Here is a 24,127-nt window from a genome sequence, read left to right as displayed (position 1 = left end):
ATTTTATAACCAAATAAAATAAAATTCACCTTGAAAAAATGAGAATACCTTAAGTTAAGATAAATTTTTACACTTGTTTCTTAATATCCAGGTTCTCACAATTGTATTGGCCAAGACCGACGGCACTGGACACCGGCAGGGTATAGCAGATTCCATGAGCTTCTGTTTTAAAGCCGGAATACTGTTTGATACTGTTCATAATCCTGTCAGCTGCATCGCTGTCAATTATGGTTAAGATAATTTCTTTTTCTTTATCTGTATTAATACCCATAATTTCTTTGTGTTGAAAACTATAACGGCGAGCATTTATAATTGTAGCCCCGCAAGAACCGTAGGAACGAATATATTCCACAATTTTTTCAGCAAATCCTACGTTAACAACGATATACAAGGCTTTCATATTCATATTAAGGTCTGTCATGTTTACCTCCTACACGGACAACTTTTCAACAGGAATAACATAAGCAATACCTGTATTAGGTTGATCAAATTTCAATTTTGTAACAAACTGTTCCATTAACAGGGGGGTTAGATTACTTTTTACCATACATGTAATCATGACCTTTTTCTCATCATCGACAAGCCCCAGCATATCCTTAAAATAACCGGATTGTACTGAACCCTTGGCATATACCACATCAATAAGATAACAGCCGGAGTCAAGTAATAATTTCAGTGCATTATCTTTAAATTTTCTTGCTGTAATTACAGTTAAATAATCAAGTGTATTATCAGAATCCATCAAAGCTATTGACTCCCTCCTCTGTTTTAATCAAATCCATAGTATCATTATTCTCCTTTAATTCATAATCCATGTGCTCTTTGACTTGCTTTGATGAATGTTCCACTAAATTTACAAGTAAAGCCAATTCCTCTAATTCTTTTAGTTCAGCTTCTTTAGCGGCTTTTTCCACCTTTCGAAGAGTCATATCATATACTATACCTAAAAACTGTACAGCAATCAATGGGGTAACTGAAATAAAGGCAATAATTCCAAAACCATTTACTAAAATTGACTGACCGCCGGTAGTGGATTTCTGAGCAATCGCCTGTGCCATACCAAGTGTCAATGGAGTTAAGAAGGCAGAGGTTAACGCACCGCCGGAAACGCCGCCTGAGTCAAAAGCCAAACCTACAAATAGCTTTGGTGTAAATTTCATCATAATAAGTGCAATTGAATAGAGAGGAACAAGAAACCAAAGAATATTTACCTGAGTCAGGATTTTTATCATCGCAATCAAAGAAGCAAAACCAATACCGATGGCAAGGGTCATTCGAATGGTATTCTTTTTAATATGACCATTGGTTATTTCCTCCAGCTGTTCACCCAGAACGGTAACGGCAGGTTCTGACAGGGTGATAGCTGCACCGAGAATAAAACCAATGAGCAGCAGCAACCATTTAAACCATTCCGGACGGGTAGGTTCCAGGAAGACTTCACCAATGTATTTGCCTGCAAAAGCAAAACCGTAGTCAATACCTGACAGGAAGATCAATAAACCGATAAATACTACGATAGAGCCAAGAAGAATATTTATAAAGTCTTTCTTCGGCTGTTTGATCAGAAAGAACTGAAAAGGCAGAAAAATAACAATGATAGGAATAAGTGCCAGGGCGACTCCCCCTAAGTTACCGGTAAGGATTTCTCGGACAGTACTATCGGTTCCGGGAGCATAGAGCTGTTCCGGAGGTAAAACACCTTTGTAATGGAGGTTAAGTACGATAGCATAAATGGATAATGCTAAAATAGGGCCCACAGAAGCGAGACCGATGATACCAAAGGTATCATCATTACTTTTATGCTTGGACAAAGTAACCGAAACACCCATACCCAGTGCCAAAATGAAGGGCACAGAGATATCACCGGTGGTAGCACCGCTTCCGTCAAAGGCCAAGGCAACAAATTCATTAGGGACAAAGATAAGTACAATAAAGGTAATAATATACAAAACAGCGAAAACTATCTTAATATTTAAGTCTTTCATAATACGGTAAAGCGAAAAGCCAACCAAAAGACCAATACCCAAACCCATGATCCAGATAAAGATGGTCTCATTGATAATGGGCATAATCATATTTGTCTGCCTGGCTAAAACGGTTAAGGCAGGCTCGGCAACAGTAGCCAGCAGACCAAAAACCAAACCAAAGAAAATAATAAAAGAGGCTTTTTTCAGTTTAATCAGGGAACCTCCAACTAGCATACCGATTGGAAGAATACTAACATTAAGACCGACCAGAAAAACAGATTGCCCCACAACCACACTAGCATAACCTATAATTAATTTCAAATAATCCTTTGGATTATTTAAGGGTGCGATAAAAACACAAACAATAATAATAATTATTGCAAGAGGTAGTGAGGAAATAAAAACTTCCCTCAGCGTGGTGTTAAAAATAGCTAGTTTACTTTTTAGTTTCAAATTCTTCATCACGTTCTCCTATCTCAAATTTATGTACTTATAAGCTATATCAACTAATGCTAACCTTAAGACTGTGCCAGCAACCATAGACGTTTATCCTAAATAATAAATTCTACTTATAGGAAATTTCTACAAAACAAAGGATTGATTAAAATATCCCAATTCTCAATGAATTAAAATGAAATTTCACCAACATAATCAAATGGATATAAAAGATAGAACTATGATAGGAAAGTAATTGACTAATGCCAGATTAAGCAAAGAGTTCACCTATAACTTATACACATATAAATTAATTATACATTATTTTGAATAATAAGCAATGAGTTTGATGTTATTTTAAATTTTATTGCAGAAGAATTAATAAAAATAGAATATAACCAGCAGGAACAAACCGGAGCAGGTGGACAAACAGAGGCATTATATCGTATAATGTTCTCATTGAAAAAAAGAAGCAGGAGACAAAAAACGTGAAAAAAGGTACACAGTGTGTCGGTGAAATAATAAGAGTCGATTTCCCCAACAAGGGAATCCTTCAGATAGAAGATGAAAAGGTATCCGTAAAAAATACCTTCCCAGGCCAGAAGGTAAGCGTTGTAGTAAACAAAGCCCGCAAAGGAAAAAACGAAGGCAGGCTCCTTGAAGTCCTGGAAAAATCCCCTCTGGAAACGGAAGAGCCAAAGTGCCGTCATTTTGGACCCTGCGGAGGCTGTACCTATCAGACCATACCCTATGAGACCCAGCTAAATATGAAAGCAGACCAGGTAAAGCGTTTGTTGGATGCTGTCTGTAGTGATTATCCCTTTGAAGGGATCAAAGGCAGTCCAAACCAGTGGGGATACCGTAATAAGATGGAGTTTTCCTTTGGTGATGAAATGAAGGACGGACCATTGGCTTTGGGACTTCATAAGAAAGGGAGCTTTTATGATATTGTAACAACATCTGAGTGCCAGATTGTTGATACGGATTATAATCAGGTACTGACCTGCGTGCTGGAGTACTTTAGTGCTAAGGGGATGACTTTTTATAAGAAGCTGTCTCATGTGGGGTATTTGCGCCATTTGCTGGTAAGAAAGGCGGTTAAGACGGGAGAGATTCTGATTAATCTGGTGACATCCAGTCAGTGGGATTATGAAGAAAAGGAAGAATTAATTATAGAGGAGTTTAAGAATAAGCTTTTAGAACTGGAATTGAGTGGCAGTATTGTTGGGATTCTTCATACGTATAATGACAGTCAGGCAGATGTTGTACAAAGTGACCATACGGATATATTGTATGGACAGGATTATTTCTATGAAGAGATTCTTGGACTGAAATTTAAGATCTCGACCTTTTCCTTTTTTCAGACCAATTCTTTGGGAGCGGAAGTGCTTTACAGTACTGCCAGGGAGTTTATTGGAGAGACGAAGGACAAGCTGATATTTGATTTATACAGCGGAACTGGGACAATTGCTCAGTTGTTGGCACCGGTAGCCAAGAAAGTAATTGGTGTGGAAATTGTTGAAGAAGCCGTTATAGCCGCGAGGGAAAATGCGGGGCTGAATGGACTGGATAACTGTGATTTTATAGCCGGTGATGTACTGAAGGTGATAGATAACATTGAGGAGAAGCCGGATTTGATTGTATTGGATCCGCCAAGGGATGGGATACATCCCAAGGCGTTGGAGAAGATTATTAATTTTGGAGTGGATAGGATTGTATATATTTCTTGTAAGCCGACTAGTTTGGCCAGGGATCTGGTGATGCTGCAGGAGAAGGGGTATAAGGTGGAAAGGGTTTGTTGTGTGGATATGTTTCCGAATACTGTGCATGTGGAGACCGTTTGCTTGCTTTGCAGATAAACCAATGATCTAAAGAGTTGATATTTAACATATTTGTGGATTTGTCCACGTATTGCCCACGTTAAACTTTGTACGTGGGCAAATTACAATATTGCATCTTAAGTATCAAATGAAAAAATATATTTTTAATGTTGATTTTAAAGTATCCAGTTCGAGTTATATAGCTAAACCAGAAGGTTATATATGTTTTAAAAATGACCAAATTGATACATTTCAAGCAATAACTTTTTAGGGGGAATCAATTAATTTGTTTTTTAAGCCCAATCATATTATTGATGAAGCAAATACTCATATTGATTATAATTCTGGAGGAGGAGTCATTACGTAACGAATAAAGTCTTCAAGACTGAAAGGGATTTGAAGGCTTTATTGTTTACAATTTAATATAATAAAGTTTTAAACAATTATTTTCTGGCATTTACTTATTTAACAGGGATAATATGGATAACTTGCGATTTTCTAAAATAGATTAATATTTCATTCAAAAAATAATCGCAGGAAGATTTTAAAAGAATTAGCCGACGCCAAGAGGGTATTAGGTTCAACGGTCATCTTTTTTATCTCCTCAGGGCATACAGAAACAATTGTAAAATTGCGTCGAAAATAAAGAGGGCGTATCGAACATTGAATTTAGCATATACTTTAATTGAACTAACAGATTTGGAGGAAAATGCTAAGCTTTGCGATAGTCATGGGTATAAATTATTAGTTCTAATCTCTTAAAGAAAAAGTGTGTTAGGGCGTGAAATATATATATTATAGCATGAACTATCACAGATATTATATTGAAGAGGCAAAAATATGATATATTTTGAATGGAGGCTCTAAGAATGAAAAACGAACAAAAAGAAATACCAAATGGCAATAAAATATTATCGTCTAATTTGCAGGTTATCAACATTAAATTTCGTAGACTTATTCTTGCAGGAATGATAGTATATACAGTCTTAGTTTTGTACTTCATGTTCTTAGGGTTTCATAGAACAGGCGATAAGATTGATTATAATGATTATACATTTTTATTTGTCCCGGATGGGGTTCCATTAAGGTTTCCGCAACTGACGATGTCATGGTTATTCGATTTTGGAAACATTGCTGCTTTTATTCCATTTGGTATCATAATTCCATTGCTGTATCGAATCCGTTTTAAAAAGTTGCTCCCATTATTTATATTAGTGATTACCTTTTTAGAAGTGCTTCAGTCTTTAACTTTCCTGGGTACGTTTGATGTGATGGATATTATATCGAATACATTGGGTGCAATCATAGGATTTGTTGCCTATAAAGTAGGGGTTACCACAGGGATTACCTTTAAAAAGCTTGCTGCTTCAGCAGCAACTATTCTTATATTATTTCTTGGGATTATGACTGTTTCTGAAGCAATTGATTATAGTGTACATGTAAATGAAACAATTGGACCTGTTCAAGCAATAAACGAAATAAGTGCAACTGCACCTGTAACCGAAAAAATTTCGTCTTTTACGGTTCAAGGTGAAAAAATAAATCCTACATTAAATTTGTATAGCAGTACGGATGAAACAAGTAAGGAGTATCTATTTAATGTAGGAAAGGAAAATCCGTGGATTTATGCCAATATTGGTATTCCTGACGGCGTAGAATATAAAGGCTCAGTTACGATTATGGTCAACGGGGAAGAACTGTTTTTATTTAGTGATAAAGACGAAGATAAAAATACGTGTAAAGTGAAAACGTTTTATAATGCAAAATTAAAAGATTTAAAGATAATAGTCACTGGAAACGCTAAAGTATGGGATGTTGGAATCGCAGAAATAATGCATTGGTGGCAGTAACTGCCATAACGAATTAATGTTAAATATTTGAACATAATACCCCGGAGAACATGATTACCCAAGCGGCGGCGCGGTCATATGTCCGCATAAAACGTGAAAATCTAAATGATGCAAAACCAGTATTGGATTTGCTTTTATTTGGGGCAATCTCGATCATAGATGGAGCGACAAGTGCATTGGCTCTTGATAATGAGGGATGTACTGAATTAAAAGTTTGTTTTGTTGGAGGAGTCACTGGATAATCTTAAACCTCTTAATCTCGAAGAGGATGATAACGGTCATTCTGATATAAAGATATTATCGACAAATACTTTGCAGAATGAATATATGGACATTAGACAGGAAAGTATCATCCTTGTCGCCAAGGGGTAACCAGCTACAAGTAGCATCTTTTTTATCTCCTCAAGGCATACAGAATGCTGTTGCTTGTTGGAGAGAGCGTAAATCATTGAAAACAAAGGGTTTGAGGCATTGTTTTTGGAGAAATAAGTAATGCTACCTTTGAGGATACAAACAGATGATATTTGACGATTTTGCTTCAATTGAAAAGAACAAAAGCAAAAGTGCTAAAAATAAATCTGGCAGAAGGAGGGAATTTTCACATGACAGACAAGGAATTTTTGCATCAATTACGCCGTGGAATCGGAAGTGCGGTAATTGAACTAAACCAGAATGATAATCGAGAGAAGTATAAAGAAATTGTTTATCGTTGTTGCCTGAAAGACATTGGGTTTGACACACAAGTTGAGGGTACAAAAGGTTATTACCTTTATACTGCGATTTCTGCGTTGAGGTGTGAAGATGAATTTCTTGAATCTATAGCAAAAGCTTATAAGGAGCGATTACCTCATAGATTGATGCAGCAACTTACGGATATCCTTCTTTCATATGTACAGGATGGTTCATCAAAAGCAGCAGCTATTTTAAAAGATAAATATGAACAGCTTAAAGAGAAACTAACTAAGCAAAGGATTTTTCCATATCGTTATTGTGAACGGGAACAATTTGAACTACTTATGATAGTTTCCATGAGTTTAGGTAAATGGAGGGCTTTCAAGCAATGTGTTGAAGATGCTGGTGTCATTATCCAAGCGCGGAAAGACGATCAATGTTCATATTATGATTGGTTTCTTGATAGTGCCACAAACCAATTTGGAAAAAGCAAGGTATGGGAATATCTAAACAGTGCAAGTTCTATATCACAAAATGTGAATGTGGTTGTGAGTGAGTTTAGAAAAGTTGAACTTACTCGTAAAAATCATCAAGCAATACTCCCGTATGTTACATTGGAATTTCTAATAGAGGAAACTCAAAAGTGCTTACAGAATCAAAGCCCATATGGGATAAACGGATACCTTATTAGATTTGCACGGGAAGCGAGTAGAGCCGAACTCATAGAATTGGCAAACCGTATCGAAGCAGAGGATAACGATTTTGTGAGAACACAATTACTCCGAGTATTTCGCCGGATTGATTATCCATTAGGCATAGAGTTTTTGATAAATTTGGTTCAGACCAATAACCTTGATCTTCGTCAAGCAGCGATAGAAGCATTGGAACGTTTTAGAGATAAAAGGATACATGACCTTGCAATTAAGATTCTTGAAGCAGGCGATACGGCATCTGGACTAACTCTTCTCAAAGAGAACTGGGAAAAGCCTGATGACATTTTGATTCGAAAAGTAGTAACAAAATCTCAGCGAGTTCCGCATAATATGCAAATGGATTTACGAGATATCTATTCTAAGCACAGATCATATACCTGTGGGGAGGTTCTTATACATGCTTACAGAAACGGGGAGTGCTCCTTTTGTCGATCGGAGATTGTAACTGCTATGGGTAAGAACGGTATTTTGCCAGACGGAATTATTCTTGAATGTCAATTTGATTCATACGATGAAACCCGTAAATATGCAAATAGATTAGTAAAGCGGAGAGAAATTACGCAGTAAAATCCATCTGAACAATCCGCAGCAAGGGGCACCAGAGTAGTACGACATCTTTTTTGTATCCTCAAGGGATAAAGAAAGTTATGTTCTGTTACTGATAAACTGCTAGATCATTGGTAATAGAGAAGCCTGAAAAGGCAGATTAACGTAAGTAGCCATAGTTGTCAACTTATTGACTATGTGGGTAGATATTGATATTATTCTTGAATATGTCTGAAAATGTAAACTAAAAATTAATACTAAAGTAAGATAAACTATAAAAAGGCAAGGCTAACATTAGAGGAGGCTTAACATGGAAAAGAAAGGATTCGTGTCTCTATGGGTAGGGAATGTTCAATCTTTCGAGGAACTGGATAGATTACTTGTTGTTTCATATTCAGATGAAGGAGACTTTATCCCATCTATATTTGCTAAATCCTTTGAGATACATAGATATGATGATACGGTAAGAGAAGCAGAATATTATAAAGAAGCAAGTAATGACCTGAATCAATTGCTTGAAGGATTCTCTTATGATGATGAAATTGTCCCAAGATTTGATACGCTTGTAAAAGAAGAACTGCCAAATGATATTAATGCAGTAGTTTTACTTTATAACTTTGGTCCTATGTCAAGATTTAGTACAAATTAAAATGAGAAGTTCTGCATGTTAAGCAGCAGGCAGAGACTTAGCCCTCTCATACAGTTTTTCATATTCGTCTGGAGACAAATAATCACAATAGCTGTGTATTCTGACGGTGTTATAAAAGGCTTCAATATATTCAAAAACAAGCTTATATGCATGGTTGTAGTTATGAATACTAAACCGGTTCAACCATTCTCGTTTGATGAGAGAATGGAAAGATTCAATACAGGCATTGTCGTAAGGATAGCCAGTATGAGAATAACTTCGTTGCATATTTACAGTGGCTTCTCGCCAGGCATTAGAAACATACTGGCTACCACGGTCTGAGTGTATAATCAAAGGAAAATCGGTGTCTCGACAAGCTTTTGCTTTATTGATTGTTTCGATAACGGAACACACTTCCATAGTATCAGAAAGAGTCCAGGCAATAATCTTTCTCGCAAATAAGTCCATAACGCAGTTGAGATAGACAAATCCGTCCTGTGTCCAAATGTAAGTGATATCGGTACACCAGACAGCATTAGGGCGTTCTGGATTAAACTGTTCATCAAGAATGTTGTGAAGTTCATCACTGAAATCAGAGTCTCTGGTTGTAGTGGTCCAAGGTCTAATCCACTGAGCTTTGATACCCATTTCACGCATGTATTTACCTACTGTGCGCTGGGCAATGGTTTCCCCAGATTTGCGAAGTTCCTTGGTGATTTTAGGAGCGCCGTAATTCTGTTTTGAACTATCATAAATCTTCTGGATTTCCTTTTTGACAGCCTCTTTACGTTGCTTGGTGGAAGAGACTTTTCGGTTCAGAAAAGCATGATATCCAGAGCGAGACACGCCTAAAAATTTCAGCATTCCGGAAGTAGAGACTCGGCGTTTTGTGACTTTAGATGCCTCTACCTTGGCAGAAACTTCGGTATAGATAGCTTCTGTCAATCTTTCCCCAGAATGCCGATGGCTTTTTTTAACACATCAAGTGCATCCTGAGCGTCACGGAGCTCACGTTTGAGACGAGCGATTTCCTTTTGTTCATCTGATTCGTAGTTACCGGAACCTCTAACGGGAATGTCACCATCATGGTCACGGAACTGAGCCTCCCATTTGGCTAAGGTACTTATACCAATTCCGAGATTCTTGGCACATTCAACCTGTGTAAGATCAGGATGTTCCTTGCGATAGTTGATAGCATCCAACTTGAACTGCTTAGTGTGTTGTTTTGATTTTCTTGGCATAATGAGTTCCTCCTCTTGTTATTATACATTATTTCAAGGGATTGTCTCATTTTGTTTTGTACTAATTAGATGCTAACATCACTTTAAGTATGCTGGAGAGATTGCTGAAGCTACAATTCAATCTAGTTACCTGAGATTCTTAGGTACGGTAGAATATCAATAATCAGTATGGGGTATTTCCAATGCTATTTGATTGTAGTATAATATCATAAAATTTTTTAAAACTGAATATGTAATATTTTTAGCGCACTCCTTGACTTTTGTTGCTGGGTGCTTTTTGCTGTACTGTATGTTTTTATTGTGCTGTTATTGGTATAAAATAATTGAAGAAGGGTAAGCGCACCATAGGTTCTTTCCAAGCTTAGTTGATTTGATAAAAATATTCATTAAAAGAAATTTCGCTTTTAGTAAGTTAAAACTATTTGAGAGTTTACAAAATCAAATTTTTCTGCAAAGGTTTTATGATTGCATTCTGCATTAGTACAAAACATTTTTCTGGTATTAATTAGTAGAATTACTTGCCTCGCTTGTATTTGTAAGTCCTGAATTTCACGTTGATACATAGAATGAATTTTTTCATTGTTCGATATGAATCGTATTTTGGTGGTCTATAAAACCAGTCATTCCCTCTTTACATAACTGCTGCTTAATATTTATTTGCAGGCATTAATACAAAGACAGCACTAGCCAGTAGAAAGTATTAAAAAATCCCGGAGGAGTATCCTCCGGGTTATATCATTTGATTATACTTGCATTTTTTAAATCATCTGTATTAAGTAGTAGAAGTTCGTCTACATATTTGATTCTAATTGTATAATTGTTATATTTACATTCATAAACAACTCCTGCTTTTATTTCTCCTTTAAGAGAAGCTGTTATTTCGAAACTATCATCAGCACCTCTAATGAGATAGATTTTATCACCAAACCTACTGGCTGATAGCCCATATTTACTATTAAGATATTGATCACCAACCCACTCAGGATCATCACCGTATTCATCAGATTCATCATCGTAAGAGTCGGGTACCTTAATTCCGTCAATATCTCTATTGTACGAATCCTTATCTTCCTCAGGAAGGACATATTCAGATGCTGCATATCTATCAACTGGATCTTGCGGTGAGATGTCATGTTCAGATATGATTACTGGTTCACGTGACCATACCTGTACTTTGCATTTGTACTTCTTTTTACCAACAGTAGCCGTAATTATTGTATTGCCTGGTTTCTTTGCGGTTACTATACCCTTAGATGAAACAGTTGCAATTTTTTTGTTTGACGAGCTCCATGTAGTCTTACTTTTCGTATTTACATAAAGTGTAATTTTTTCTTTGGGATAAAGTTCGTAAACAACATCAGCTTTAAGAACGTATTTTACTTTGGCTGCTTCTGCTCTAATTGGTAGTAATGATACTAATAATATAGCCAATAAAAATAGGCTTAAATATTTTTTCATTATTCTCCTCCTATGTAATATTGTGTAACTATTATGGATTATATTCCCTGCAATGTCAAATTAAATAATCCCCCAAGGAGATAGTCTGGGGAATTATTGATGATCAACTGTTACTAACACTTCTATATTGAATATTTTGGTAAATATTAAGATTTTATTACCCACTTATTTTCACATGTGAAGAACATAAGGTCTATGCTTCGGCCATCGTCTAATTTGCAGAAATATTATACTATATGCAATCAAGTGTAATAAAATGTTTTAATTTCTTCTAGAATATGATAAAATCAATGCTGTAGAAGAAAGTAAATGATAATAATGCAATAGTGATTTTTACAATCCGAATACGGTGCATTGTGAAGTTTGTGTCGAATTGCGCCGTGAATAAAAGTTGAGTTATGTCTAAATTAAGATACTTATAATTAGCGAACGAATTGTAACTGTTATTGGTTTTATTTTGATACACGAGAAGAAGTAATATTGAAGAAAACAGCAAAAAGTCTACCAAGCTTTTATCGGCTTCTAGTTAAAAAGTAGCATATTGACACTTTCACGTCATAGATTACCCATTCATTCCATTGTGATGTAATAAGAATGTAAGGTATTCAACCGGCTTAAAATGAACGCTGTGAATGAGGCACTGGCGGGCATTCCAAAAAGCGGATGTAAAGTTTAAGATTAGGAGAGACGCCAGACTGATTGCTGCTATGTATATTCACCATAAATTGTAGTGGATTGGAGGCTGAAAATTGGAAAAAATTAATGTTTATGAAAAGCTGGGAACTTTCAATGATTTCTGGAGTCCTAAGATTATTGGTGAAATGAATGAATCATATGTAAAACTCGTAAAGTTAAAAGGTGAGTTTGTATGGCACTTACATGAAAATGAGGATGAAATGTTCATGGTTATTAAAGGCAAAATGGTAATCAAACTTCGTACGGAAGATATCGTTTTAAACCAGGGTGAATTATTTATTATACCAAGAGGAGTAGAACATATGCCGGTTGCTGAGGATGAAGTACATGTTATGCTTATTGAACCAAAGACGACATTGAATACAGGGAATATTAAAAATGAAAGAACTGTGGAGAATTTAGAAATAATATAAGAAAATACATTTACTAATTATGAGAGATTACATGAAAGATTATTGATACAATGAGAGTGCTTCTATCGGAAAACCTTCTTTATAATGTTTGCTTGGACGACGTGCCTTTATAAAGAGGCCTCGTATAAATGCATTTTAATATAAAAAATAAGATGTTGGATGTATGTTTTATAACATACACCAATATTTATTATTGAACATTTAAAAGTTACAAACTTATTGGTTTGGTAATTTTTATATGTATTTTAGGAATCTGAGATATAGAATTGAACAAAAAAGTTGTGTCCTGTATTTTTCACAAATGGCGATGGATAGAATTGATGACGTACCCGATCAATTAAAGAGCAGAGGTTAAAATCGAAAAACAGGTTTTAAGGAACCGTTGTCGAGAAAAATATCCTTTCGCAAAGGAAGCACTAAGTCTTGCAGTCATCATTATTGTTGCTTCAAGGCATGTTAAAGCAGTGATACTGATGATTTGTTGTGGTTTGGATAAGGAAAATAGGGGTTAGACGACAAGATGTTGTGGTTTTCGCTCTTCTGCGGATGACATAGAATAGTTGAGAGTAGGATCTTTCTAAAGCATTTTAGAGATAGGAAAAAGATGGGATATACCTCTGAAAGGTGAACGCTTTAATGGCGTTCAAGACGTCCACTTACGCTTAAATTTTAAGCAACAGATATGACTGCTTGTGGATATTATTTTCACTTAAGGGATTTGACACTAGGAAATCAGGGACAGAAGTTGAAAGGCATGTTTTCAGTGATGAGAATGTGTCTTATTTTATTTGTCGTTTTTATGACTGATGATGATGTATTATTGATAATATAAAGGTGACAATTTGAACGTATAATCATAATGAATTGCGAGTATTTAATTGAATAATTTTACAATTTGTCATAAAATGAAATAAGTATTAAAGTTATTAAAGCAACTCGGATATATGATGAGTGGTTGTGTATATGGAGTTTTAAGGGATAAAAGTGCGTTTCTCATAAAAGATGGAGATGTGTTGGAATGATTGATTTGTGTGAAGTTGCTATGATATGGATATCAATCAAAAAAGATGAATTATATGAAAAGTGTGAAATGTGCAATCAAGAAGGAGTTAGATATGTTCACTTAATGTAGCAAATATCCAGGTAGCTCAGAGTGGGTCATATGTGTGACGCAAAAATGCTAGAAGATTATGACTCACCGCGTCAACGAGAAAAAACCTTAAACAGACATATGAGGAAGATAAATTTTCTTAAAAAAGAATGGGAACGTCGCTCCAACGGAAATTATGTACTTAAATATAAAAAGCATTTGATATTTATGATAACTGATAGATTTAGAAAAATTGTTTTAGAAAAGAGTTATTGTAAATAAAGAAAAGTAAAGTTGATAAATGTTATGGAGCTTAGGGAGACAAAATGAATAATAAATCAAAAGTGATAACAGGGTATTTTAGAAGCGCAGTTGCAGCTCAAGCAAATATGGGCATCGATTTTAAGGTTGATAATTATTACATTCTTGACTCAAAAGAAATGATGCAAGGGAGAATCAACCCTACTGTCTGTAAGAATATATTTACAGAGGTAAATAAGAGTACTTTTGACAATGAAAATGAAACAAAGAAAAAATCTCTTGTAAATGTCATCATTTGTGCTAAAACGATAAAAACAATATATGAGGCAAATGAAAAGGTACAAGATGAAATTGTGGAACTTACTGGAGTATACTATATACCGTCGATTCTTAATGAAGAAGGCTTGCTGTTATTTGATGAGGGAGACAAAAAACTCCCATGGTTTCCACGAGAGTATCTTATACCTATGCTTGAACCCAAATTAGCAATTGGAGAAGCTGAAACGGTTGATAATTTTATGAGTAATCATGTAGACCGTGTAGAGAAAATTAAATCCTGGTCAGAGTATGCTACTTTTTTTACAGAACTATATGAGTTTGTTACAGAATCTGAATTTAATCAAAACAGAATCCGAAATCTGGATGCCAAAGAACCGTTTTTTGAACTTGAGAATCATGTATATGTTTTTTTAGATAAAACTGTTTATTCGACTTTTCACATCATGAATTTATATAATCATCTCAAGGAAGATGATAAGCCCAAGGCCCTTTATGAGAATTTCATATCTACAAAAATAGCAAATGCAAGCCCGCTCATAAAAAACGATTTGACAAAAATGCAGGTACATTGCGGTCAGATGGGCGGGGAATATCCGCTTTCACCGTCCCAAAGAGAAGCTGTCAATCATTTTAATTACATGAGTGTTGGTGAGATATTGGCGGTAAATGGTCCACCGGGTACAGGAAAAACAACTCTGTTGCAAACGATAGTAGCAGATATGTATGTGAAAAGAGCGATAAAAAAGGAGAAGGCTCCGCTTATTGTAGCTTCTTCAACGAACAATCAGGCGGTAATAAATATCATTTCCTCTTTCGGAAATATCAAAAAGATAGGCATATCTAATTTAGAAGAGAGATGGATTGAGGGAGTGAATAGCTTTGCCTCCTATTTTCCGTCATTCTCAAAGGTAAAAGAAGCAAAAAGCAAAGGGTATCAGTACACTAATCAAAGAGGAGAATATTTCATCTCTGATGTTGAAGATAAAGATAATATCGAAAAATCGAAGGCCAAGCTGATAGAAAGCTGCAATGAATATTTTGAAAGCGAGTATACTAGTATAATTGCTTGTCAGGAGAAATTGCATGAAGAGTTGATGTTCATAGAGAAGAGTAAAACAGCATTGCTTTCACTTGCGCAGGAAGCTTCTCAATGTGATTTGAATGGTGAAACTATAGATAAATGTTTAGAATATTTGCTTCTACAAATTGAAGAAAAGCAAACAGCGATCTCTAACATCCGACAAAGAATTATTGACTGGGAAAACTGTTATAAAAAGATACCTTTCTATGTCAAATGGTTAAAGTTTATAAAAACTTTTACAAGGAAAATACAAACAGAATTTAGGCTATTTATAAACGATGAAGAGCAGAGCTTTTTAAATGAATATATGAGCTTGGACGAAATCAAAGAAAAATATAGCCGGTTGTATGCTGAGTGCAATACAACAATTACTGACCTTAAGAAGAAAAAATTTGTAATTGAGAAAATAAAAAGCCGATATGACAATGAACTAGAGCAGTTACATCAGCACAATATCGAGTTACATGGTGAAAAAGATGAAAAGTATAAGCTTGATCTTGATTACATAAACGGCTTGATTGATAAAAAGCATAGATATATAGAATTTTGGCTGGCAGTTCATTATTATGAATGCAGGTGGGTCAGTGGAGAGGATGAGCTATCCGAAAAGCAGAAAGGCACTAACTTTATAAATGTTTTGGAAAAGTTTTATAACAGGCTCAGCATGATAACTCCTTGCCTGGTTATGACATTCTACATGTTGCCAAGGCAGTTCATGGCATTCGGAGAACAAAAAACCTTTTTTATGTATAATTACATTGATTTGCTCATTGTAGATGAAGCGGGTCAAGTATCTCCGGAGATTGCTGCAGGAGCGTTTTCACTTGCCAAAAAATCCGTAGTCGTTGGTGATGTTTATCAGATAGAGCCGGTATGGAGTGTGAACAGAGCACTGGATAAAGCCTTGGCGGTGTCAAATGGGGCAATACAATCCCTAGATGAATTTGAATTACTGGAGCAGACTGGATTAAACAGTTCTCGCTCCAGTGTAATGAAAGTTGCTGCCAAGTGCTGCAAATATGAAAAATTTGATGAGAAAGGCCTGTTCCTTAATGAGCATCGCCGCTGTTATGATGAAATTATTGACTACTGCAATAGACTGGTTTATAAGGGAAATCTCCAGCCGATGAGAGGAAAGGGCAAGGAAGACCAAAAGCTTGCTATAGAGCACTGGCCGCAAATGGGATTTAAGCAAATTGATTCAGAGTATTCGAGCAGGAAAGGCAGCAGCAGATTAAACCACTTAGAAGCGGAACAGATTGCAGAATGGCTGAAAAATAATTTCAAATTCATTGCAAATGCTTATCCTAACGAGGAGAGAGAAAGTTTGATTGGAATTATCACACCATTTAAAGCGCAGGTTGAGTGTATAAAGTCAGAGCTAAAAAAGCAGATGCCAACCAATCATTCAAAGATAAGCGTTGGTACAGTACATACTTTTCAAGGGGCAGAAAGAAAAATTATTATACTGTCAACAGTATATGGAAACCAGGACGGATGCTTTTTCATTGATACAAACAAGAGCTTGATGAATGTTGCAGTATCCCGTGCAAAAGATAACTTTTTCGTATTCGGAGACATCAACTGTTTGAAAGATGCACCAAACAGTGCAAGTGGATTGCTGAAAAAATGTATCTGTTCAAATGTTATATAACATAGTGTTGATTTTTAAGGGGGATATGGAATGTATACTTCAAAACTAATTTGCTTAATTAAAATGAATTCACTAAATATGTATAAAATAGTACTTTCTAGTACGCTTGATTAAAGACGACAACATTTAACGCTATGAAAGAGGGAGCTTCAATGAAGTATTTACAGTCGATTTCGGAAACCGTATATTTGGCTACAGGAAGTGCATCACGAGTGGAGAAGCTATGGAAGTGTATCTGGCTTCATTGTATTAGAAAGCGCCAATGATGCCGAGAGGGAAGCCCTGCGGTTATTTCTGGGACGAAGCTTTGACAGCGAAGCGGTTAAGTTCCGTATGAGTGAGTTTAAGAAAGCGCTCCAGGAAACAAAATTTAGAGGAATCGGGATGCAGGAGCTTCTGGAAGGTTACTTTCATGAAAAACTGATTACAAATAAGGAGGAAAATCAGGAAAGGAAAGAAGCGAAGCAAACATTTTTTGAGGCGATAATAAAGGAACTGCTTGAGGAGAAAAGCAGACATAAAGACTCAATCAGGTGGCTCGAACAGGTTGCTTTGCAAAAAAATATGGATATGGCCCTATCACTAGCGAGTATAAAAAACAGGAAAATGCCATAAAGGCAATCATAATGCAGGTGTGTAGAGCTGTTTCATATATACAATTCATGGGCGAAAATAGAATTCGCTTGGCAGTACTTAGTGCAGAAATTACATCGAATCCTCATTTTTTTGATAAAGGCAGCGTAGCTGGAAAGTTATTAGAATTTGGAGAACTATTTTATGAAAAAGATTATGGTCATACCACCTAAACTACCGAAATCTAAAAACTGAAAGTTGCAGCATATTGTCGAGTCATTACATTGAGTCCGATTCAAAAAATTATTAATAGAGGTGACGAATGAAATATTTACAATACTATTTTAAGGGAGGTCTAGATGACAACAATAGGAATTGATTTAGGGACAACAAACAGCCTTGTGGCTTACTGGACTGACCACGGACCGGAAATAATACCAAATGTAATTGGAGCAACACTTACTCCATCTGTGGTCAGCGTAGATGAGACCGGGGTAATTCTTGTAGGACAAGTAGCCAAGGAGAGGCTCATCACGCATCCTCACCGTACAGCAGCGTCCTTTAAGCGTTTTATGGGAACGGAAAAACGCTTTTCGATGGGCGATTATCATTTTACACCCGAAGAACTTTCTTCCTTTGTATTGCGATCATTAAAAGCGGATGCAGAAGCATTTTTGGGAATTCCAGTTGAGGATGCAATTATCAGTGTGCCTGCCTATTTTAATGATGCTCAGCGCAAAGCTACCAAATATGCAGCGGAATTGGCAGGACTAAAGGTGGAAAGACTCATCAACGAACCGACGGCTGCGGCTCTTTCTTATGGGATCCACCGGCAGGAGGAGAGCACCTTTCTGGTTTTTGACCTGGGAGGAGGCACCTTTGATATTTCCATACTTGAGATATTTGAAGGAGTCATAGAGGTTAAATCTGTTGCAGGAGATAATTTCCTGGGGGGTGAAGATTTTACCAACACACTGGTTTCTTATTTTATAAATTCTCAGGAGCTGGATAGGGAATCTCTGGATTTAAAAGCTATGTCTGCCTTGTATAAACAAGCGGAATTCTGCAAATGTACCCTCGGACCATTGGATAAAGGAAAAATGGGTATTGTGATAGACGATAAAAGCTATGAAATGACAGTGGATAGTGATAATTTTGAATCTATTGTAAGCCAATTATTATTTCGTCTGCGCCATCCAATTGAGCGCGCCTTAAGAGATGCTTCGCTTAATCCAAGAGATCTGAATGCCGTAATTCTGGTGGGAGGAGCAACCAGGATGCCGGTTGTCAAATCGACTGTCGGAAAAATATTGAAACAGCTTCCTTTTACTAACATAAACCCGGATGAAGCAATTGCCTTAGGAGCTGCCGTACAGGCAGCTCTGAAAGATAAAAACGAGGCATTGGAAGAGATTATTATGACTGATGTATGCCCATATTCCCTTGGAACATCCGTATCCAAATCTATGGAGAACGGGAAATATGAACCTGGTTATTATTTGCCAATCATCGAACGGAATAACACAATACCCATCAGCAAAGTTGAGCGGCTTTGTACCCTTAAGGATAACCAGACCACCATTGTCATTGATGTATACCAGGGTGAAAGCAGAAGAGCTCAGGATAATATTAAGCTAGGTGAACTCTGGATTAAAATTCCACCCGCTCCCGCTGGAGAAGAAATGATAGATGTCCGTTATACCTATGATATTAACGGAATATTGGAAGTAGAGGCGGTAGTAGTAAGTACAGGGAAAAAAGGAAGATTAATTATAGAGAAAAGTCCCGGAAGTCTGTCAAAGGAAGAAATTGATGAGAGATTTAGAGTTTTGGAAAACATAAAAATCCACCCCAGGGAACATACGGAAAACAGGCTGCTGCTTGCAAAAGGTGAACGTCTGTACCAGGAGGCCCTAGGGGAGGAACGGGAACATATTGATTATATATTGAGAAGGTTTGAGCAGGTTCTTGAGAAGCAGAATGAAAGAGCAATTAAAAAAGCAGCAAAAGAATTAAAAGGGAAACTGGAAGAAATTGAAAGGTGGTGGGGGTACTGATGAATATATGGGATATCCTGGAGATAAGCTCTAATGCAAGTAGTTCAGAGGTAAAAAGGGCATATGCAAAAAAGTTGAAGCAGCATCGTCCGGAAGAAGATCCGGAGGGTTTTCAAAGACTAAAGGCTGCTTATGATATAGCTTTGGGACAGAAAAAAGTAAGGATAGAATCCGGGCAGGAAACTTCAGATTCAGGTGATTTTTCGGATGAAACTTTAACAGAGTATATAGAGAATAATATGGCTTATTCGGAAGAAAATACATCAAGCCTGGCAGATGATACGGTCAGACTTCGAGAATTTATGGATAAAGTGGAAAGCATTTATGCTGATGCCCAGTCAAGAAATGATATGAATCAGTGGAAAGAATTGTTGAATGACGAAGTATTGTGGAACTTGGAGGATCGAAGTCTTTTAGGCAACGAAATGATGGAATTTCTAATGGAGAATTACCGGCTATCCGATGGCGTTTTTCGCCTTCTGGACAGTGTTTTTCAGTGGAGTGAGCAAGACGTGGCATTTTCCGCACTGGTCAAAAATGATCTGTGTTATGCTGTAGGCTTTGGTGAGGATGCTATTGTACTTCGATTGTTAGAAAATGGAGCCAGTACAAAAGTTGTGAATAGCAAGGGTATGACCCCACTGGAATCCGCGGCGGCAATGGGTTATCATAATATTGTTAAAGTGCTGCTTCAATATGGTGCCAATATAGAAGCAAATGGAAATTTTGAAAAAACTTCCCTCATGTGGGCTGTTCAGAAGAATGATATAGAACTAGTAGAGTACCTGTTAGAACAAGGTGCAAATGTAGAAGCAAGATGTAGGGATGGGAGGACTCCACTAATGTATGCAGTAGAGAACGGAGACCTGGAGGTTGTACAGTGCCTGCTGGAGAATGGAGCATCAGTCAGTGCAGCCTTGGATAACGGTGAGACTGCTTTTGATATTGGGGCTGACAATGGGCACCGTGAGGTCGTATTATGCCTGTTGGAGCATAGTGGAGATGATAGCCTGTTGAATGTGGTGCTTTCAAGCGGTATAGGACTTTTTGAACGGGTAAAGTATCTGCTGGAAGAAAAGGGTGCTGATATCGAAGAACGAAGTAAGAACGGTGCTACCCCACTGTTTATGGCAGTAAAACATAACCGGTTTCAGATTGCAGAATATCTTTTGGAACGCGGAGCCTTTGTGGATACTCAAACCAATTATGGGTGGACACCGTTAATAATGGCTTCTGTAAAAATGAATAGAAAGATGATGGAGCTTTTGCTAAAAAGCGGTGCTGACCTGGAGCTGAAAAATTGTATTTCGGGATCTACTCCATTTATGTTTTGTGCGGATGACGAAGCCTATAAATCCATGGATTACCTCTTGGAAATGGGTGCTGATATCAATGCCATGAACCTGTTTGGCGGTAGCGCGCTCTCGAAGGCTGCTAATACGGGTGAACTAGACCTTATGAAATACTTAATCAGGCATGGTGCAAATATCAACCTTAAGGACGAAGAGGGAAGAGATGCACTGTCAAAAGCTGTCTCCGGTAACCGGCCAGAGGTTTTTCAATTCTTAAGAGAAGAAGGTGCGGATATTCAGACCAAAGATAACCAAGGAAGAAATCTGCTTCTGATTGCTGCGGCATATAATAGATTGGATATGATGGAACTTCTTTTGGAAGAAGGATTTCATCTGGAAGACACCGATAATGAAGGGAATACAGCTTTTATGCTTGGTGCTAGGAACGGAAAATTTGAACTTCTGAGATATTTAATGAAAAAGCCCTATAACATCGACAAAAAAAATAAAAGCGGGAAAACAGCATTGATCCTTGCGGTAGAAGCAGCTTTACCCGATATGGTAGAGTTTTTGGTTTCAAAGGGTGCAGCGGTGAATGAACGGGACAACCAAGGTAAAACCGCTTTGGAGTATGCGAAGGAGCTTCAACAAGGGGATATAGAAAATTACTTGGCTGAAGCAATTACTTTAGGAATGTTTTGCAAATAAAGAAATTAAAGTGGAAAAGAACATGAATTACTCTGTTTTATATTGGACAGGCCAGATTTATAGAAATTGCAGATGTTTGGAAAGAAAACAAGGTACATACAACATCTACAATTTATTATTCTAAGAATATTTTTTAACTTCCGGGTTTATTGGCGTATTGGTAAGGTGGATCAATAATTCTATGCCCTGCAATGTTCAGGAAATTACTGAGCAGCTTATGTTTTTGCTTGAACTATACACCAAGCACCTTGTATCACACTAATCTAATTTGCTGATAATATTTTTATTATTAACTTGAATTGTAATGCAAAAATAGGCAGCAAATTTACTAAAAAAGCCTATCTAGGTGACTTTATCCGAAATATAGGCTTACGCCAAGGGGATACCAGAGGGGTATGGCATCTTTTGGGCCCTATCAAGACATTTGGAGACTGTTAGTTTGTTAAATAAAGTGAAATAAGGATAATATTTATGATAAATGGATGCACTCATTAACATTTGTTGATGAACGTTTTATTGTAGGAAATTTATATGAATGTTTTAAAACTAAATATGAGGGAGAGTATAATGGAAGGTATCAGTCAGCAGAATCTATCCAGATGACAAAAAGAACTTGGGGTAAGGGAAATGAACGTTTTTACACAAGGTTTGAATCCTCTCAAATAAGCATTTTGTCCTGTAGCTGAGAGATAAATTAGAAATTGCGGAGAAAAAGATGGAAATAATTAAAGTAATAGAAAGAACCCCATTGCTACTGCAGCAACTATTAGAGATATGGGAAAAGTCTGTAAAAGCGACACATCTGTTTTTGTCAGACGACGAAATACAAAATATTAAAGAATATGTTCCTCAAGCGTTAAGGGAGATACCGCATTTGATTGTAGGTGAGAATGAAAATTCAGTTCCGATTGCCTTTATGGGAATTCATGGACAGAAGCTTGAAATGCTGTTTATCGCAGTGGAAGAAAGAGGGAAAGGCCTTGGGAAGAAGTTGCTTAGATATGGAATTGAAAATTTTGAAGTGAATGAGTTGACGGTGAATGAGCAAAATCCTCTTGCCAAAGGTTTTTATGAATACATGGGATTTCAAGTCTATAAAAGAACTGATAGTGACGAACAAGGGAATCCATACCCGCTCTTATACATGAAATTAAATTAAAAATTGAATTTTAGAGGAAGGCATGAGGTTTTGTAAGAGCAGAAATTACAGTAAAGGATTGGATGCTTTTCAGAAAATTAATGATTTTCAGGAAATCTATATGAACAGGCTCAATAAGGAATATATAGAATTTTAGCGCTTATGGATACATATCAATTCATAAAAGATATGTATAGGGATAAGTTGTACAGGATAGATAACATTTGTAAGGTTGAAGCAATAAGATGGATTTATTTTGAAAAGTAATTCAGAGAAGGAGGAACGAAAATTAATAAAATAATGATTAAGAAATTAATTAAAATTGTAAAATGGTTTGGAATTATATTTATGCTTTTGATCATTGCAGGACTATGCTTTCCTACATGGACTCCTAAGATATCTAATGAAAATAGTATTAGCGAATTGCGAAAAATTAAGATTAACGAAACAGACATTGAGGTTATGATACGTGGGTGCAACCGTAATAATCCAGTTATTGTATTTGTACATGGGGGACCATGTTGTTCGGAAATCCCGTATATAAGAGGATATCAGGATTTGCTGGAAAAGGAGTTTACTATTGTCCATTACGATCAACGAGGAAGTGGAAAATCGTATAAGTTCGGGACTGACTATTCTGATGTAACTTCTACTACGCATGTAGATGATTTAATTGCTCTTACAGAGTATATCAAGCAGTATTTGCATCAGGAACAAGTGATTTTGATCGGCCATTCCTATGGAACTTACATTGCCACAATGGCTGCGGCTAAAGAACCAGAATTGTTTTATGCGTATATAGGAATAGGCCAAATGTCAAACACTATTGAAAGCGAGCTGGATGGATTAAATAAATGTATTGAAGCTGCTATAGAGGCGGGAAATACAGAAGATGTAGCCTATTTAAGTGACTTGGAAAGTTCAATATCAAAAGGTAATCAAATTACACCACGTAATTATGTACGAAAATATGGATTTGCTGCCCGCAATATCAATGAAAACTCAGATTATTTAAAGGGTTTTCTCTTTGGCAGCGAGTATAATTTGCTTGATGCAATTCGATTTTACACAGCATCAGGCAAATATCAAGAGGCACTAATTATGGAAGCACTGATAAATCCCATTACTGATATTGTGACTGAGATAGATATACCTGTTTATTTTGTAATGGGTAAATATGATTGTATGACTTCACCGGAGGCCGCAGAGGTATACCTGAATAAGCTAAACGGACAAGCTCCACATGAGATGATACTATTCGAGAATTCAGCACATTATCCGCAATTAGAAGAGAAGGAAAGATTCTATGATTGGATGTGCAGTACGTTTGCTAAGTGAACATAATCGCTGATCCACAATGGAGCATGGCCTTCACTTTATGCAGCAACCGCAAAAGAAGCAAAAGGCGTAGCAAAAAATGCACCTTTGGCAAAGGATGCAAAGGTTGCTACAAAACCGTGGGAGGTATCCGAAAAGCTTACAAAAGTAAGCTTGTGTGGTTTTAAAGCTCTGAACAAGCGGATTTTCAAGTCATAAATGTCTGAAACAATTCATT

20 protein-coding genes are annotated in these 24,127 nt (G+C 36.6%); 13 read left to right on the top strand and 7 right to left on the bottom strand.

Features of this window, described 5'->3' with window-relative positions; all coding sequences use genetic code 11:
• Positions 1 to 67: 67 nt before the first annotated feature.
• From R2R35_RS05790 to R2R35_RS05780, 3 genes are read right to left on the bottom strand one after another with little or no spacing between them, the layout of a single operon-like run.
• Positions 68 to 421 (bottom strand): nitrogen regulatory protein P-II, encoded by a 354-nt coding sequence (locus R2R35_RS05790; RefSeq protein ID WP_033165222.1) that lies wholly within the window; start codon positions 419 to 421, stop codon positions 68 to 70.
• Positions 422 to 430: 9 nt separating this feature from the next.
• Positions 431 to 745 (bottom strand): hypothetical protein, encoded by a 315-nt coding sequence (locus R2R35_RS05785; protein ID WP_331670232.1) that lies wholly within the window; start codon positions 743 to 745, stop codon positions 431 to 433.
• A complete protein-coding gene (locus tag R2R35_RS05780) occupies positions 732 to 2,429 on the bottom strand; it encodes a DUF1538 domain-containing protein (RefSeq protein ID WP_317733558.1) in 1,698 nt (565 codons plus the stop codon). Before R2R35_RS05780 ends, R2R35_RS05785 begins: the two co-directional genes overlap by 14 nt.
• Positions 2,430 to 2,890: 461 nt before the next feature.
• Between R2R35_RS05780 and rlmD the strand changes: the two genes are divergently transcribed.
• From rlmD to R2R35_RS05760, 4 genes are all read left to right on the top strand, one after another.
• Complete coding sequence (gene rlmD, locus R2R35_RS05775; RefSeq protein WP_317733557.1) at positions 2,891 to 4,261, top strand: 23S rRNA (uracil(1939)-C(5))-methyltransferase RlmD; 1,371 nt, start codon at positions 2,891 to 2,893, stop codon at positions 4,259 to 4,261.
• Between the two features lie 830 nt (positions 4,262 to 5,091).
• A complete protein-coding gene (locus R2R35_RS05770; protein ID WP_317733555.1) occupies positions 5,092 to 6,072 on the top strand; it encodes a VanZ family protein in 981 nt (326 codons plus the stop codon).
• Positions 6,073 to 6,674: 602 nt separating this feature from the next.
• Complete coding sequence (locus tag R2R35_RS05765; protein WP_317733554.1) at positions 6,675 to 8,024, top strand: HEAT repeat domain-containing protein; 1,350 nt, start codon at positions 6,675 to 6,677, stop codon at positions 8,022 to 8,024.
• A gap of 289 nt (positions 8,025 to 8,313) precedes the next feature.
• Positions 8,314 to 8,652, top strand: coding sequence for an immunity 22 family protein (locus R2R35_RS05760; protein WP_317733553.1), 339 nt, complete (start codon positions 8,314 to 8,316; stop codon positions 8,650 to 8,652).
• A gap of 18 nt (positions 8,653 to 8,670) precedes the next feature.
• On the opposite strand, the gene R2R35_RS05755 is transcribed toward R2R35_RS05760, so the two are convergent.
• From R2R35_RS05755 to R2R35_RS05745, 4 genes are all read right to left on the bottom strand, one after another.
• Positions 8,671 to 9,576, bottom strand: coding sequence for an IS3 family transposase (locus tag R2R35_RS05755; protein ID WP_317731047.1), 906 nt, complete (start codon positions 9,574 to 9,576; stop codon positions 8,671 to 8,673).
• Positions 9,573 to 9,872 (bottom strand): transposase, encoded by a 300-nt coding sequence (locus R2R35_RS05750; RefSeq protein WP_317731048.1) that lies wholly within the window; start codon positions 9,870 to 9,872, stop codon positions 9,573 to 9,575. Before R2R35_RS05750 ends, R2R35_RS05755 begins: the two co-directional genes overlap by 4 nt.
• A gap of 404 nt (positions 9,873 to 10,276) precedes the next feature.
• Complete coding sequence (locus R2R35_RS24650; RefSeq protein ID WP_442872270.1) at positions 10,277 to 10,435, bottom strand: hypothetical protein; 159 nt, start codon at positions 10,433 to 10,435, stop codon at positions 10,277 to 10,279.
• Positions 10,436 to 10,607: 172 nt separating this feature from the next.
• The gene (locus R2R35_RS05745) at positions 10,608 to 11,330 is read right to left on the bottom strand and encodes an Ig-like domain-containing protein (protein ID WP_317733552.1); all 723 of its coding nucleotides are present in this window, start codon (positions 11,328 to 11,330) and stop codon (positions 10,608 to 10,610) included.
• A 749-nt stretch (positions 11,331 to 12,079) separates the two neighbouring features.
• On the opposite strand from R2R35_RS05745, the gene R2R35_RS05740 reads away from it, so the two are divergent.
• The 9 genes from R2R35_RS05740 (at position 12,080) to R2R35_RS05705 (ending at position 23,910) form a co-directional block, all read left to right on the top strand.
• Positions 12,080 to 12,439 (top strand): cupin domain-containing protein, encoded by a 360-nt coding sequence (locus tag R2R35_RS05740; RefSeq protein WP_317733551.1) that lies wholly within the window; start codon positions 12,080 to 12,082, stop codon positions 12,437 to 12,439.
• A gap of 1,416 nt (positions 12,440 to 13,855) precedes the next feature.
• The gene (locus R2R35_RS05735; protein WP_317733550.1) at positions 13,856 to 16,804 is read left to right on the top strand and encodes an AAA domain-containing protein; all 2,949 of its coding nucleotides are present in this window, start codon (positions 13,856 to 13,858) and stop codon (positions 16,802 to 16,804) included.
• A gap of 201 nt (positions 16,805 to 17,005) precedes the next feature.
• Entirely contained in the window at positions 17,006 to 17,419 is a 414-nt protein-coding gene (locus R2R35_RS05730; protein WP_317733549.1) for a TIGR02679 domain-containing protein, read from the top strand.
• Between the two features lie 11 nt (positions 17,420 to 17,430).
• Positions 17,431 to 17,610 carry a TIGR02679 domain-containing protein gene (locus tag R2R35_RS24645; RefSeq protein ID WP_442872269.1) on the top strand — a complete coding sequence of 60 codons (180 nt, stop codon included), beginning with the start codon at positions 17,431 to 17,433 and terminating at the stop codon, positions 17,608 to 17,610.
• A gap of 126 nt (positions 17,611 to 17,736) precedes the next feature.
• On the top strand, positions 17,737 to 19,434 hold the full coding sequence (locus R2R35_RS05725; RefSeq protein WP_317733548.1) for a molecular chaperone HscC: 1,698 nt from the start codon (positions 17,737 to 17,739) through the stop codon (positions 19,432 to 19,434).
• Complete coding sequence (locus R2R35_RS05720) at positions 19,434 to 21,434, top strand: ankyrin repeat domain-containing protein (RefSeq protein ID WP_317733547.1); 2,001 nt, start codon at positions 19,434 to 19,436, stop codon at positions 21,432 to 21,434. Before R2R35_RS05725 ends, R2R35_RS05720 begins: the two co-directional genes overlap by 1 nt.
• 157 nt (positions 21,435 to 21,591) lie before the next feature.
• Positions 21,592 to 21,696 (top strand): hypothetical protein, encoded by a 105-nt coding sequence (locus R2R35_RS24640; protein WP_442872268.1) that lies wholly within the window; start codon positions 21,592 to 21,594, stop codon positions 21,694 to 21,696.
• Between the two features lie 453 nt (positions 21,697 to 22,149).
• Positions 22,150 to 22,593, top strand: coding sequence for a GNAT family N-acetyltransferase (locus R2R35_RS05710; protein ID WP_317733546.1), 444 nt, complete (start codon positions 22,150 to 22,152; stop codon positions 22,591 to 22,593).
• A 279-nt stretch (positions 22,594 to 22,872) separates the two neighbouring features.
• Positions 22,873 to 23,910 (top strand): alpha/beta fold hydrolase, encoded by a 1,038-nt coding sequence (locus tag R2R35_RS05705; RefSeq protein WP_317733545.1) that lies wholly within the window; start codon positions 22,873 to 22,875, stop codon positions 23,908 to 23,910.
• The last annotated feature ends 217 nt before the right edge of the window (positions 23,911 to 24,127 follow it).

Source organism: Anaerocolumna sp. AGMB13020 (assembly GCF_033100115.1).
Taxonomy (GTDB): Bacteria; Bacillota; Clostridia; order Lachnospirales; family Lachnospiraceae; genus Anaerocolumna.
Note: the sequence above shows the minus strand (reverse complement) of the source record. Positions and strands in the feature narration are given on the sequence as shown.